Source organism: Streptomyces violaceorubidus, assembly GCF_000717995.1.
GTDB lineage: Bacteria > Actinomycetota > Actinomycetes > Streptomycetales > Streptomycetaceae > Streptomyces > Streptomyces violaceorubidus.
This window is the reverse complement of the sequence record NZ_JODM01000005.1, coordinates 1-13,771: the sequence shown is the minus strand read 5'-3', so window position 1 is coordinate 13,771 and position 13,771 is coordinate 1. Positions and strand designations below refer to the sequence as shown.

Here is a 13,771-nt window from a genome sequence, read left to right as displayed (position 1 = left end):
GTGACGGTGACTTGGGAAGAGCTGGGCTGGGAGCGGCTGGCGGACGGAGTGGGGCGCTGCCGGCTGCCGGGGTGGGACTGCACGGCGGGGCTGGTGCTCGGCGCGGACGCGGCACTGACGGTGGACACGGGGTCGAGCCTGGCGGAGGGCGCCCGGTTGCGCGAGGCGGCGCGGCGCCTCACCGGCCGCCGTGTGACGCATCTCGCGCTCACCCACCCGCACTTCGACCACGTCTTCGGCGCCGCGGCCTTCCCGGACGCGGAGGTGTACGGCGCGGTGGGCACGGACGCGCTGTTCGCGCCGGGCGGACAGGGACGGGAGGCGCTGCGCGCGGACGCGGTGGCGGAGGGCCTGGACGCGCGGGCGGCGCGGGAGGCGGCCGAGGCGCTCGTGGCCGTCCGGCACGAGGTCCGGGGCGAGCGTTGGCTCGGACTGGGCGGCGGGCGGCGGGTCCTGCTGGCCGACGTGGGCCCGGGGCACACCGGACACGACCTGGCGGTGCTGGTGCCGGGCTCCCCCGACGTCCTGTTCTGCGGCGACCTGGTCGAGCAGTCCGGCGAGCCGCAGGCGGGCCCCGACGCCGTACCGGCGTGCTGGCCGGCCGCCCTGGACCGGCTGCTGCGCCTGGGCGGCGACGACGCGCTGTACGTCCCCGGTCACGGAGCGGCCGTGGACGCGGCGTTCGTCCGGGCCCAACGCGACGCGCTGGCCGCCCGGTTCGGCGTGTCGCGCTGATCACGGCGCGCCCGCTCCTCGTATCGTCATCAGAATGCGCCAGTACTCCGCCGACCTGACCCCTCCGTGGAAGAAACCGCAGCCCGTTCCCGAGGTACCGGCCGAGCCCGGCCTGGTGGTCGAGGAGCCCGGCACCGGTTTCTGCGGCGCCGTCATCGGCTGCGAGGCGGGCACGGTGACCCTGGAGGACCGCTTCGGCAAGCACCGGGTGTTCCCGTTGGAACCGCGCGGCTTCCTCCTCGAGGGGCGGGTGGTGACCCTGGTCCGCCCGTCCTCCCCCGGTCCGGCGCGGTCCGCCCCCTCCCGCACGGCCTCCGGTTCGGTCGCCGTCCCCGGCGCCCGCGCACGGGTGGCGCGCGCCGGGCGCATCTACGTCGAGGGGCGGCACGACGCCGAACTGGTCGAGAAGGTCTGGGGCGACGACCTGCGCATCGAGGGCGTGGTCGTGGAGTACCTGGGCGGCGTGGACGACCTGCCGTCGATCGTCGCCGACTTCGCCCCGGGCCCGGACGCACGGCTGGGCGTCCTGGTGGACCACCTGGTGCCGGGTTCGAAGGAGTGGCGGATCGCGGAGGCGGTGACGAGCGAGCACGCGCTGGTCGTGGGGCACCCGTACATCGACATCTGGGAAGCCGTGAAGCCGTCGTCGGTCGGCATCGACGCCTGGCCCCGGGTCCCGCACGGCCAGGACTGGAAGACGGGGGTGTGCCGGGCGCTGGGGTGGCCGCCGGAGAACACGGGCGCGGTGTGGCAGGCGATCCTCGCCCGGGTGGGGTCCTACAAGGACCTGGAGCCGGAGCTGCTGGGACGGGTGGAGGAACTGATCGACTTCGTGACGGCGTGACGTGCTCACCCAGCCAGTGAAATCCAGCCCCTCCGGCGTTTGAGGAGCAGGGGTCCGGGGGCAGCGCCCCCGGGGTCGGGACGGGAAGGGGCGGCGGGGGCGAGGAAACCTGCCGTCAGTCCACCAGGTCCCGCACCACCGCGTCCGCCAGCAGCCGCCCGCGCAGCGTGAGCACGGCCCGCCCCTCCCCGTAGGGCCCCTCCTCCAGCAGTCCCTCGGTCAGCGCCCGCCGCGATGCCGCGAGCCCCGCCTCCCGCAGCAGCGACAGCGGAACGCCCTCCCGCAGGCGCAGCTCCAGCAGGATGCGTTCGACCCGCCGGTCCTCGTCCCTCAGGATCTCGCGCCCGGCCCCCGGGGACTTCCCCGCCGCCAGTGCCGCCGCGTACGCCCCCGGATGCTTCACGTTCCACCACCGCACGCCCCCCACGTGGGAGTGCGCGCCTGGTCCCGCGCCCCACCAGTCGGCGCCCCGCCAGTACAGCTCGTTGTGCAGGCAGCGCCCCGCGTCGGAGGTGGCCCAGTTCGACACCTCGTACCAGTCGTAGCCCGCCGCCGACAGGGTCTCCTCGGCGATCAGGTACCGGTCGGCGTGCACGTCGTCGTCGGTCATCGGGACCTCGCCGCGCCGGATGCGCCAGGCCAGCCGGGTGCCCTCCTCGACGATCAGGGCGTACGCCGAGACGTGGTCGGGTCCGGCGCCGAGCGCGGCGTCCAGGGAGGCCCGCCAGTCGTCGTCGGACTCGCCGGGGGTGCCGTAGATCAGGTCGAGGTTGACGTGGTCGAAGCCGGCCGCGCGGGCCTCGGCGACACAGGCCTCGGGGCGACCCGGGGTGTGGGTGCGGTCCAGGATCCTCAGGACGTGCTGCTTCGCGCTCTGCATGCCGAAGGAGATCCGGTTGAAGCCGCCCTCGCGGAGCGCCGCGAGGTAGGCCGGGTCGACCGACTCGGGGTTGGCCTCCGTCGTGATCTCCGCGTCCGGCGCCAGGCCGAACTCCTCGCGGACGGCGCGCAGCATCCGCACCAGGTCATCGGCGGCCAGCAGGGTGGGGGTACCGCCGCCGACGAAGACCGTGCGGACCTCGCGGGGGTCGTCGCCGAGCACCTTGCGGGCCAGTCGCACCTCGTCGACGAGCGTGTCGGCGTAGTTGTCCCGGGAGGCGAGGACGCCGCCGGTGCCGCGCAGCTCGGTCGCGGTGTAGGTGTTGAAGTCGCAGTAGCCGCAGCGGGTCGCGCAGTACGGAACGTGCAGGTAGAAACCGAGGGGGCGGTCGGCGGCCCCGGCGAGCGCGGACGCGGGCAGGGCGCCGTCGGCGGGGACGGGCTCGCCGTCGGGGAGTGCGGAGGGCATGCGTTCCATTGTCCCGCACCCGGCCGGATCCCCCGCCCGCCCGGTTCACTCCGCCTGGAGCACCAGCAGCGCCAGGTCGTCCTCCGGTGGCCGGGGCCCGAACTCGTGCACCAGCCGCCGGATGCGCTCGGCGACCAACTCGGCCTCCAGGCCCGTACACCCGGCCAGCGCCGCGGCCAGCCCGTCGCCGTCGTCGAACTGGCGGGAGCCGCTGCGCCGCTCCGTGATCCCGTCCGTGACGCACAGCAGGGTGTCGCCGGACCGCAGCACGAAGGTCTCGCTGGCGTACGTCGCGTCCTCGACGACACCCAGCAGGGTCTGCGGACACGCGACGGCGGACACCGTGCCGTCGGGCCCGAGGAGCAGCGGCAGCGGGTGTCCGGCGGACGCGAGGGTGCAGCGGACGCCGCCGTCGAAGGGGACCAGCTCGCCGTAGAGGAGGGAGAGGAACCGGGTCTGCGGTCCGTCGCCCGGGGCAACCGGTGGGCCGCCCGCGGCGACCAGTGCGCGGGCGGCGGCGTCGGCGGCCTCGGTGGCGTCGTCGAGGAGGAGCTGGTTGAGGCGGTCGAGCACGTCGGGGACGCCGTACTGCTCGCGGGCCAGCAGACGCAGCCAGGGCCGGGCGAGCCCGATCACCACGGCGGCCTCGGGGCCCTTGCCCTGCACGTCGCCCACGGCGAAGCACCAGCGGCCGTCACCGGCCGGGAAGAGGTCGTAGAAGTCGCCGCTGGGGCCGCCCTTGTCGCGCGGTTCGTAGACGAGGGCGCTGCGCACACCGGGGATCTCCGCGACGGCGCCGGGCAGCAGGCCGCGCTGGAGGACGGCGCTGATGGTGGCCTGCCGGGCGTACTGGCGGGCGGCGCCGATGGCGAGCGCCACCCGGCGGCTGAGATCCTCGACCAGACCGGTGATCTCGTCGGGGAAACCGGGAGAGCCGGGAGAGCCGGGAGAGCCGGGAGAGCCGGGCGAGTCGGGCGAGTCGGGCGAACCTGGACCGTCGGCCCGGCCGATGACCAGGGTGCCCAGCGGCCTGCCGCCGGCGACCAGGCGGTACGCGAGCGCGGTGCCGTGCGTGCCGAGCGCCTCGCCGGGCCAGGGGTGGCCGACGGGACCGGAGCGCCACGGGTCGCGCGGGCGGGGCGGGTCCTTCTCGAGAGCGGCGCGCAACTCGTCCAGGTGCCCTTCGCCCGCGTGCCACACGCGGGCCAGCCGGGCGCCCACGGCCGCTCCGGTGTCGTCGCTCCAGGCGCCCCGGCCCAGGGACTCGTCCTCCAGCCACACCCCGCACCAGTCGGCGAGCCGGGGCACGATCAGCTGACCGGTGAGGGAGGCGACCAGGTCCTCGTCGAGCTGCCCGGCCAGAAGGTCGGAGGCCTCGGCGAGGAAGGACAGCGCGCCGCGTCCCAGCCACTCGCGGTCTCGGACACCGCGCCGGGGGGTCCCCGCCGTGCCGCCCCACGGGCCGGGCCACCGCGGGGGGTCCGACCGACGGCCGGGGCACTCCCCCGGGTCACGGGCCGCGTCCGTGTCCGTATCCATCGCCGTGTGCGCGTCCATCGCCGTGTGCGCGTCCGTGTCCGCGTCCTGGCCCGCCTGCTGGTCCCCGTCCCGCTCGGCTGCACGGCGGGGGCCGCCGCCCGACCGACGGTCAGGGCCCGACACGGGGCCGTCCGCCCTCCGGGGGCGGCCCACGTCCGGCCCGACCGGCACGTCCGGCCCGACCGGCACGTCCGGCTCTGCCGGTCCGTCCGCGGTCCCCGAGCCGTCCCGGCGGCCGGCCTGGGTGCCCCGGCCGTCCCGGCCGCCACCTCGGCCACCGCCACGCCCACCTCGGCCACCGCCACGCCCGCGCCGGGCACCCCGGGGGCCGCCTTGGCCTCCGGCGTCACCCTGGGCCACGTGGCCGACCCGGCCGACCTGCGTGTCCTCGCCAGGCTCGTCGGACTCGTCGGACTCGCCGGGCTCGCCGCCCCCGGCGTCCCGACCGGCACCGGCGGTCTCGCCGTGCGCGGTGCCTGCCCCCTCCCCCGGCCGCCATGTGCCCGGCGGCTCGGCGTGCCGCGCCCCGCACGCTCCGGCGTACGCCTCGGTCTGTCCGGCGGGGTCGGTGCCCGCGGCGGGCAACCGCGCCCACACCGTCTTGGTGCCCGGGCGGTACGTGATGCCCCAGGCCTCCGCCAGCGCGGCGACCAGTCGCAGGCCGCGCCCGTACTCGGCGGGATCGTGCGGCATCTCGGGGTCGGTGCTCCTCGGCGCACGGGACGGGTGCCGGTCCGTGGCCTCGACGACGAGGGTGCCCGTGTGCTCCATCCGCAGGCTCACCTCGACGTCGGTGCCGGCGTGCACCACGGCGTTGGTGACCAGCTCGCTGACGACGACCAGGGCATCGGCGGCACGGTGCTCGGTCAGCCGGTCCGTGCCGCGCAGACCGAGCGCGGACCAGTCGGCCAGCGCGGCCCGCACCATCGCGCGGGCGGCGCCCGGCGCGAGGGAGCTCCCGAGCAGGGTCACGCGCTCCCGCGCGCACTCCTCGAAGCCCTCGCCGGATGCCTCAACGGCGTGCGCCGGCGCCGCGCCGGCACGGGAGACGGTCTCCCGCTGCGTCGGAATAGCCCCCATGGACGTCTCCCCGGGCAGTTCGTGCGAGTCCTCGCAGTCGATGCCGACAGAGTGACAGACCGATCCCGCACATAAGCACGGAGTTACCGAAGTGGGCCGCGATGAGTGAGGACCGTGCTAGGCGAACGTTCGAAGACGGCCGGAACCCGACCCGAAACCGGACGTCTTCGAACACCGCGCCCCGGCCTACGCCTCGCGCGAGCCCTCGTACATCTCCTCGATCAGGTTCTTGTACTGCCGCTCCACCACCGGCCGCTTCAGCTTCAGGCTCGGAGTGATCTCGCCGTGCTCCACGTCGAGGTCGCGGGGCAGGAGGCGGAACTTCTTGATGGTCTGCCAGCGCTGCAGGCCCTCGTTGAGCTGCTTGACGTAGCCGTCGACCATCTCGACGGTCGCCGGCGCCGCGACGATCTCCGCGTACGGCTTGCCCTCCAGGCCGTTCTCCTTCGCCCACTCGGTGATCGCGATCTCGTCGAGGGCGATGAGCGCGGTGCAGAAGTTCCGGTCGGCGCCGTGCACCAGGATGTTGGAGACGTAGGGGCAGACCGCCTTGAACTGGCCCTCGACCTCGGCCGGCGCGATGTACTTGCCGCCGGACGTCTTGATCAGGTCCTTCTTGCGGTCGGTAATGCGCAGGTAGCCGTCGGGCGACAGCTCGCCGATGTCGCCGGTGTGGAACCAGCCGTCGGCCTCCAGCACCTCGGCGGTCTTCTCGGGCAGCTTGTGGTAGCCCTCCATGATGCCGGGGCCGCGCAGCAGGATCTCGCCGTCGTCCGCGATGCGCACCTCGGTGCCGGGCAGCGGCTTGCCGACGGTGCCGGTGCGGTAGGCCTCGCCGGGGTTGACGAAGGAGGCGGCGGAGGACTCGGTGAGGCCGTAGCCCTCCAGGATGTGGATGCCGGCCCCGGCGAAGAAGAAGCCGATCTCGGGGGCGAGGGCGGCCGAACCGGACACGCAGGCGCGCAGGCGGCCGCCGAAGGCCTCGCGGATCTTGGCGTAGACAAGCCGGTCGGCGACGGCGTGCTTGGTGCGCAGCCCCGCGGGGGCGCTCGCGGTGCCGGTGCGCTTGAAGTTGTCCTGGGTGACCTTGGCGTACTCGCGGGCGATGCCGGCGGCCCACTGGAAGATCTTGTACTTCGCCCCGCCGCCCGCGCGGGCCTTGGCGGCGACGCCGTTGTAGACCTTCTCGAAGATGCGGGGCACGGCCGCCATGTAGGTCGGCTGCACGACCGGCAGGTTCTCGATGATCTTGTCGACCCGGCCGTCGACGGCGGTGACGTGACCGGCCTCGATCTGCCCGGAGGTCAGCACCTTGCCGAAGACGTGCGCGAGCGGCAGCCACAGGTACTGCACGTCGTCCTTGGAGACCAGGCCGGTCGCGGCGATCGCCTTGGCCATGTAGGACCAGCAGTCGTGCGGGAGCCGGACGCCCTTGGGCCGGCCGGTGGTGCCGGAGGTGTAGATGAGGGTGGCGAGCTGATCCTTGGTGAGCGCGCCGACCCGCTCCTTGATCAGCTGGGCGTCCTCCTCCAGCCGGGCCGCGCCCCTGCGCTCCAGGTCGTCGAGGGTGAGGACCCACTCCTCGGCGGTGTCCGCGCCGGCCGCGTCGATCACGACCACGTGGGTGAGGTCGGGCAGCTCCGCCTTCTTCTCCTTCGCCTTGGCGAGCTGTGCGGCGTCCTCCGCGATCAGCACCCGGCTCTCGGAGTCGGAGAGGATGTACGCCGACTCGTCGGCGTTGGTCTGCGGGTAGACGGTGGTCGTCGCCGCGCCGGCGCACATGATGCCGAGGTCGGCGAGGATCCACTCCAGGCGGGTGGAGGAGGCGAGGGCCACGCGCTGCTCGGGCTGCACGCCCAGCTCGACGAGGCCGGCCGCGATCGCGTAGACCCGCTCGGCGGCCTGCGCCCAGGTCAGCGACTTCCAGTCGTCGGGGCCCTCGCCCGCGGCCGGCGGCACCGGGTAGCGGTACGCCTCGGCGTCCGGCGTGGCGGCCACCCGCTCCAGGAAGAGTCCCGCCACGGAAGGCGGACGGTTCTCGATCAGTGTCTGTGTGTCGCTCACGACATCCTCCGGGCCCGCGACGTTGCGGCTGGCTCGTTGCGGCTGGCTCAGGTGCGGCTGGTTCACTCTCGGGCGGTGTTCGGGGCGTGACGCGGACCGTTGTCCGATCACTTGTTTAACTCACGAGTAACTACGGGGCAGGCATCAGGGTAAAGGGCGACCGGCCCCCGCGTAAGAGTCCGCACCCTGTCACTTCCTACAGATGCGCGCCCGTGACATGCGAAGGGACCCGCCGCACTTTCGTACGACGGGCCCCTCGGTGTCCGTTTCGCCCGGACTCGGCGTGCGGCGTGGCGGTTACTTCTTGCCCTTGGCCGACCCCGCGCTGTCATCGCTGGACAGGACCGCGATGAAGGCCTCCTGCGGAACCTCCACGGAACCCACCATCTTCATCCGCTTCTTGCCTTCCTTCTGCTTCTCCAGCAGCTTCCGCTTGCGGGAGATGTCACCGCCGTAGCACTTGGCGAGGACGTCCTTGCGGATGGCGCGGATGGTCTCGCGGGCGATGACCCGGGAGCCGACGGCGGCCTGGATGGGCACCTCGAAGGCCTGCCGCGGGATCAGCTCGCGCAGCTTGGCGACGAGCCGTACGCCGTACGCGTACGCCGCGTCCTTGTGGGTGATCGCCGAGAAGGCGTCCACCTTGTCGCCGTGCAGCAGGATGTCGACCTTGACCAGGCTGGAGGTCTGCTCGCCGGTGGGCTCGTAGTCCAGCGAGGCGTAGCCGCGGGTCTTCGACTTCAGCTGGTCGAAGAAGTCGAAGACGATCTCCGCGAGGGGGAGGGTGTAGCGGATCTCCACCCGGTCCTCGGAGAGGTAGTCCATGCCGAGCAGGGTGCCGCGCCGGGTCTGGCACAGCTCCATGATCGAGCCGATGAACTCGGTCGGCGCGAGGATCGTGGCCCGCACGACCGGCTCGTACACCTCGTTGATCTTGCCCTCGGGGAACTCGCTCGGGTTGGTGACGGTGTGCTCGGTGCCGTCCTCCATGACCACCCGGTAGACCACGTTGGGCGCGGTGGCGATGAGGTCGAGGCCGAACTCGCGCTCCAGCCGCTCGCGGATCACGTCGAGGTGGAGCAGACCGAGGAAACCGACGCGGAAGCCGAAACCGAGGGCGGCGGAGGTCTCCGGCTCGTAGACCAGGGCGGCGTCGTTGAGCTGGAGCTTGTCCAGCGCCTCGCGCAGCTCGGGGTAGTCGGAGCCGTCGAGCGGGTACAGGCCGGAGAACACCATGGGCCTGGGGTCCTTGTAGCCGCCGAGGGCGTCCTCGGCGCCCTTGTGCTGGCTGGTGACGGTGTCGCCGACCTTGGACTGGCGAACGTCCTTCACACCGGTGATCAGGTAACCCACCTCGCCGACGCCGAGGCCGTCCGCGGAGAGCATCTCCGGCGAATTGGTGCCGATCTCCAGCAGCTCGTGGGTGGCGCCGGTGGACATCATCCGGATCCGCTCGCGCTTGTTGAGCTGGCCGTCGATGACACGGACGTACGTCACGACGCCGCGGTAGGAGTCGTAGACGGAGTCGAAGATCATCGCGCGGGCGGGGGCGTCCTTGACGCCGACCGGGGCCGGGATCTCGGCGACGACCTTGTCCAGCAGCGCGTCGACGCCGAGGCCGGTCTTGGCGGAGACCTTGAGCACGTCGTCGGGGTCGCAGCCGACCAGGTTGGCCAGCTCCTCGGCGAACTTCTCGGGCTGCGCGGCCGGCAGGTCGATCTTGTTCAGCACGGGGATGATCGTGAGGTCGTTCTCCATCGCCAGGTAGAGGTTGGCGAGGGTCTGGGCCTCGATGCCCTGGGCGGCGTCGACGAGGAGGATGGTGCCCTCGCACGCGGCCAGCGACCGCGACACCTCGTAGGTGAAGTCGACGTGCCCCGGGGTGTCGATCATGTTGAGGATGTGCGTGGAGCTCTTGTCGTGGGTGGGGGCCCACGGCAACCGCACCGCCTGGGACTTGATCGTGATGCCGCGCTCGCGCTCGATGTCCATGCGGTCGAGGTACTGGGCGCGCATCTGCCGCTGCTCGACCACACCGGTCAGCTGGAGCATCCGGTCGGCGAGCGTGGACTTGCCGTGGTCGATGTGCGCGATGATGCAGAAGTTGCGGATCAGCGCCGGGTCGGTACGGCTCGGCTCGGGCACATGGCTGGGGATCGCGGGCACGCAGGGTCCTGATTCTTGAGGCGTCCGCAGTGTCTGCGGTCTCGGGTCTCGGGTCGGATCGATACGTAGCCTCCATGGTCCCACGGGTGGGGAGCCGGTATGGGTTTGGGACCCTTCACGACCCGCTGGTAGTGTGGGTGGCTGTGTCTCTTGCCCTCTCAGCGCGAGGCACTCCTTCAAGAAATCATCGGCACGGGACCCTCGCGGCCTCGTGCCTGAACCTGCAAAGGCTCATTCGTGGCGAACATCAAGTCCCAGATCAAGCGGAACAAGACCAACGAGAAGGCCCGGCTGCGCAACAAGGCCGTCAAGTCCTCTCTGAAGACCGCGATCCGCAAGGCCCGTGAGGCCGCTGCCGCGGGTGACGTCGAGAAGGCCACCGAGTACCAGCGCGTCGCTTCGCGCCAGCTCGACAAGGCCGTCTCCAAGGGCGTCATCCACAAGAACCAGGCCGCCAACAAGAAGTCGGCGCTGGCGCAGAAGGTCGGCGCTCTCAAGGGCTGAACCCCTTATCTGGTCTGATCGCCGGAAGGACCCAGAGCGGGCCCTCTCTCATCCGCTCCCGTCCGGCACCCAGGATCCATGCGCGGCCTGCGTTCGCCACGCGGGCATGGATCCGCGAGCTTGATCCGAAGGCCCCGGTGGCCGTCCTTCCCCAGGACGGCCACCGGGGCCTTCGGTCTGCGGCGCGTGCGAGACCGAGGCCGAGACCTTAGACCGAGGCCGAGACCTTAGACCGAGACCGAGGCCGAGCGGCTGGGTCTACGACCGTCCGCGTGAACGCGCCGCCCGGGCGACGGTCACCACGGCCTTCTCCAGGGCGTACTCGGGATCGTCCCCACCGCCCTTCACCCCCGCGTCCGCCTCGGCCACCGCGCGCAGCGCCACGGAGACGCCGTCCGGGGTCCAGCCGCGCATCTGCTGCCGGACGCGGTCGATCTTCCACGGCGGCATGCCCAGCTCGCGGGCGAGGTCGGCGGGGCGTCCGCCGCGGGCGGAGGACAGCTTGCCGATGGCCCGCACGCCCTGCGCCAGCGCGCTGGTGATCAGCACCGGTGCCACTCCGGTCGCCAGCGACCAGCGCAGCGCCTCCAGGGCCTCCGCCGCGCGCCCCTCGACCGCGCGGTCGGCGACCGTGAAGCTGGAGGCCTCCGCCCGCCCGGTGTAGTACCGCCCGACGACCGCCTCGTCGATGGTCCCCTCGACGTCCGCGGTCAACTGGGACACCGCCGAGGCCAGCTCCCGCAGGTCGCTGCCGATCGCGTCGACCAGGGCCTGGCACGCCTCGGGGGTGGCGGACCGCCCGGCCGTACGGAACTCCGAGCGCACGAAGGCCAGCCGGTCGGCGGGCTTCGTCATCTTCGGACAGGCCACCTCGCGCGCGCCCGCCTTGCGGCCGGCGTCGAGCACGCCCTTGCCCTTGGCTCCGCCCGCGTGCAGCAGGACGAGGGTGATCTCCTCGGCGGGGGCGGCGAGGTAGGCCTTGACGTCCTTGACCGTGTCGGCGGACAGGTCCTGCGCATTGCGTACGACCACGACTTTGCGCTCGGCGAAGAGCGAGGGGCTGGTGAGCTCGGCGAGGGTGCCGGGCTGCAACTGGTCGGGGGTGAGGTCGCGTACGTCCGTGTCGACGTCGGCGGCCTTGGCGGCGGCCACCACTTCCTGCACGGCACGGTCGAGCAGGAGGTCCTCCTGGCCCACGGCAAGGGTCACCGGGGCGAGAGGGTCGTCGTTCGCAGTCTTCCTGGCCATCGCGACAAGCATCGCACGCACCACTGACAACGCCGGACGGGTGCTGCTGGACGGATGCTGCTGCACGGTGTGCTGGACGGCCCCTGCCGGGGGCTGCCGGAAGGGGGCGGGGCTACGGCTCCTCGCGCCAGCCCTCCCACTCCCCGGCGAACGCGTCCAGCTCACCGGGGTCCAGCGCTTCCCGCTCGTCCCGCAGGACGACGAGCCACTGGGCGTCCTCGGCGTCGTCCTCGCCTGCCAGGGCGTCCCTCAGGATCCGCGGTTCCTCGTCGATGCCGAACCGCTCCCCCAGCTCCTGGGCGGCCTCCTCGGCGGCGTCGCGGTCGGGCAGCACCAGTACATGTCTCACGTCGCTCACGGGTGCCATTGTCGGTCAGCTCCGGTCAGCCCTTGGGCACGGTCTGCACGTCGAGTTCGATGCGGATGCTGGGGCCGACCACGGCGATGCCGCGGGCCAGCATCGTCTGCCAGCTCACCGTGAAGTCGTCGCGGTGCAGCTCGGTGGTGGCGCGGCAGGCCGCCCGCGTCTCGCCCTCCATGCCGTTGCCGAGTCCGAGGTACTCAGTGTCCAGCGTGACCGTGCGCGTCACCCCGTGCAGGGACAGCGCCCCGGTGACGGCCCACCGGTTGCCGCCGCGGTGCGTGAACCGGTCGCTGTAGAACTCCAGGGTCGGGAACCTCGCCACGTCCAGGAAGTCGGCCGAGCGCAGGTGGTCGTCGCGCATCTTCACGTTGGTGTCGATGGACGCCGCGTCGATCACGACGTGCATCGCGGAGTGCTCCATGTCGTCGGCGATCCGCACCGCGCCCGCGAAGGAGTTGAACCGGCCGTGGATCCGGGCCAGCCCGATGTGCCGCGCGGTGAACGCGATCGAGGAGTGCGCCGGCTCGATCTCCCAGTCGCCCGCCGCGGGGAGCTCCGGCGGCTGGGCCACCTGGAGCGTGACGTCGCCGAGCGAGGCCAGCGAGTCCTCGACGACCGTCACGGAGGCGCGGTACGGGGTGTACCCCTCGGCGGACACGGCGAGCCGGTACTCGCCCGCGGGCACCGCCGCCACGAACGATCCGAAGGGGTCCGTACCGCCGCCGACCACCTTGCGCCCCATGGCGTCGCTGACCGTGAACTCCGCGCCCGGCACCGGGTCGTTGACGGGGTCGAGGACGCGGCAGCTCAGCACTCCGGCGTCCGGCGGGGTACGCACCGCCGCCAGGGGACCCGTCCGTTGCATCCGCTTCGTTCGGCTTCCCAGCAAGCGGCCGATCATTTGCGACACCCTCTGCACGACATCGAAACTAGTTGACGGAGAAACATTCGATCACCGATGTGGCTTTCGAGGCAACACGGGACCACATCGCGGGAAACGATCACATGTGCTGGGAGTGGGCACGAGAGGCCCCGTGTGATCACGTGTGATCATGTGTGACCCGATTTCACCGTAGCCGTCGCTTCCCCCTCGCGTTCCCCGTCGCGTTCCCCGTCGCGTTCCCCGTCGCGTTCCCCCTCGCCTTCCCCCTCGCGTTCCCCGTCGCCTTCCCCTCGCGTTCCCCGTCGCGTCACCGCTCCCAGTACAGGCCGCGGACCTTTGCGCCCGTGACCGTGACCGGGGTCTCGTCGCCGGAGTCGGGCGGGTAGTAGATGAGCTCGAAGCGCAGCCGTTCGTCGGCGACGATGGAGCCGCTGTTCCCGAAGTCCGGGAAGCTGCTGCCGTCGGTGCCCACCCGTTCGACGATCGGGCCGGTCCATCGGCTTCCGTCCCGGCGGAGGTGGTAGAAGCGGCCCTGGAGCGTGGAGCCGGGTGGCACGACGGCCCGGAGGTAGGCCGTGGCCTGGTAGTGGGACGCGCCGGTCAGCAGGTCCACGCCGTCCACGCTGAGCGTCGTCCACTGCCGGGGCGTGATCCGCTGGTCGTCGCCGTCCGATCGGCTGATCGCTCGCGGCATGTCTTCCTCCTCGAGATCGCCGGGTGTCCAGCCGGCGGGGTGGGTGAGGCGTTCTTCGACCCGGGCGCGCATCGAGGCCATCGTGAACCCGCGCGGGTCGACCTTTCCGGGCTGCCACTCCAGGTGGCCGATCACCGAGCGCTCGCTCCAGCCGTGGTGGCGGCACACGGCCGCGGCGGCCCGCTCGATCGCGTCCAGCTGCACCGCCGGCCAGGGGTCCTCGCCGTCGCCGAGGTTCTCGCACTCGAAGCCGTAGAAGTGCCGGTTGCCGTCGGTGTTCGCCTCGTTGTCCCGGGGCAGCG

10 protein-coding genes and 1 pseudogene are annotated in these 13,771 nt (G+C 72.3%); 3 read left to right on the top strand and 8 right to left on the bottom strand.

Annotated features, from left to right (window positions below):
- Positions 1–735 carry an MBL fold metallo-hydrolase gene (locus IE94_RS0109270; protein ID WP_030180917.1) on the top strand — a complete coding sequence of 245 codons (735 nt, stop codon included), beginning with the start codon at positions 1–3 and terminating at the stop codon, positions 733–735.
- A 34-nt stretch (positions 736–769) separates the two neighbouring features.
- Positions 770–1,579: a DUF3097 domain-containing protein gene (locus IE94_RS0109265; RefSeq protein ID WP_030180914.1), complete on the top strand. Its 810-nt coding sequence runs from the start codon at positions 770–772 to the stop codon at positions 1,577–1,579.
- Positions 1,580–1,694: 115 nt separating this feature from the next.
- Here IE94_RS0109265 and hemW read toward each other — a convergent pair whose 3' ends face one another.
- The 4 genes from hemW to lepA all read right to left on the bottom strand — a co-directional run bounded on the left by hemW (position 1,695) and on the right by lepA (position 9,776).
- Positions 1,695–2,927 carry a radical SAM family heme chaperone HemW gene (gene hemW / locus IE94_RS0109260; protein WP_030180912.1) on the bottom strand — a complete coding sequence of 411 codons (1,233 nt, stop codon included), beginning with the start codon at positions 2,925–2,927 and terminating at the stop codon, positions 1,695–1,697.
- Between the two features lie 45 nt (positions 2,928–2,972).
- Positions 2,973–5,546, bottom strand: coding sequence for an ATP-binding SpoIIE family protein phosphatase (locus IE94_RS0109255; protein ID WP_030180909.1), 2,574 nt, complete (start codon positions 5,544–5,546; stop codon positions 2,973–2,975).
- A 186-nt stretch (positions 5,547–5,732) separates the two neighbouring features.
- Positions 5,733–7,610, bottom strand: a complete 1,878-nt coding sequence (locus tag IE94_RS0109250) for an AMP-dependent synthetase/ligase (protein ID WP_030180906.1) — start codon at positions 7,608–7,610, stop codon at positions 5,733–5,735.
- Between the two features lie 297 nt (positions 7,611–7,907).
- Positions 7,908–9,776, bottom strand: coding sequence for a translation elongation factor 4 (lepA, locus tag IE94_RS0109245; RefSeq protein WP_030180903.1), 1,869 nt, complete (start codon positions 9,774–9,776; stop codon positions 7,908–7,910).
- A 237-nt stretch (positions 9,777–10,013) separates the two neighbouring features.
- Here lepA and rpsT point away from each other — a divergent pair, with 237 nt between their 5' ends.
- Complete coding sequence (gene rpsT / locus IE94_RS0109240; RefSeq protein WP_030180898.1) at positions 10,014–10,280, top strand: 30S ribosomal protein S20; 267 nt, start codon at positions 10,014–10,016, stop codon at positions 10,278–10,280.
- A 258-nt stretch (positions 10,281–10,538) separates the two neighbouring features.
- Here the strand turns inward: rpsT and holA are convergent, their stop codons facing one another.
- The 4 genes and pseudogenes from holA to IE94_RS41700 form a co-directional block, all read right to left on the bottom strand.
- On the bottom strand, positions 10,539–11,528 hold the full coding sequence (gene holA / locus IE94_RS0109235; RefSeq protein ID WP_209441050.1) for a DNA polymerase III subunit delta: 990 nt from the start codon (positions 11,526–11,528) through the stop codon (positions 10,539–10,541).
- 112 nt (positions 11,529–11,640) lie between these two features.
- Positions 11,641–11,886 (bottom strand): hypothetical protein, encoded by a 246-nt coding sequence (locus IE94_RS0109230; RefSeq protein WP_037922240.1) that lies wholly within the window; start codon positions 11,884–11,886, stop codon positions 11,641–11,643.
- A 25-nt stretch (positions 11,887–11,911) separates the two neighbouring features.
- Positions 11,912–12,793 (bottom strand): YceI family protein, encoded by an 882-nt coding sequence (locus tag IE94_RS0109225; RefSeq protein ID WP_030180890.1) that lies wholly within the window; start codon positions 12,791–12,793, stop codon positions 11,912–11,914.
- Between the two features lie 721 nt (positions 12,794–13,514).
- Positions 13,515–13,771 (bottom strand): annotated as a pseudogene (locus IE94_RS41700) (N-acetylmuramoyl-L-alanine amidase); the annotation flags it as partial.

What these genes read in the sequence shown, in the direction of transcription:
- IE94_RS0109265 (WP_030180914.1), top strand. Translation starts at nt 770, where the DNA reads ATGCGCCAGTACTCCGCCGACCTGACCCCTCCGTGGAAGAAACCGCAG.
- hemW (WP_030180912.1), bottom strand. Translation starts at nt 2,927, where the DNA reads ATGCCCTCCGCACTCCCCGACGGCGAGCCCGTCCCCGCCGACGGCGCC.
- IE94_RS0109255 (WP_030180909.1), bottom strand. Translation starts at nt 5,546, where the DNA reads ATGGGGGCTATTCCGACGCAGCGGGAGACCGTCTCCCGTGCCGGCGCG.
- holA (WP_209441050.1), bottom strand. Translation starts at nt 11,528, where the DNA reads ATGGCCAGGAAGACTGCGAACGACGACCCTCTCGCCCCGGTGACCCTT.
- IE94_RS0109225 (WP_030180890.1), bottom strand. Translation starts at nt 12,793, where the DNA reads ATGATCGGCCGCTTGCTGGGAAGCCGAACGAAGCGGATGCAACGGACG.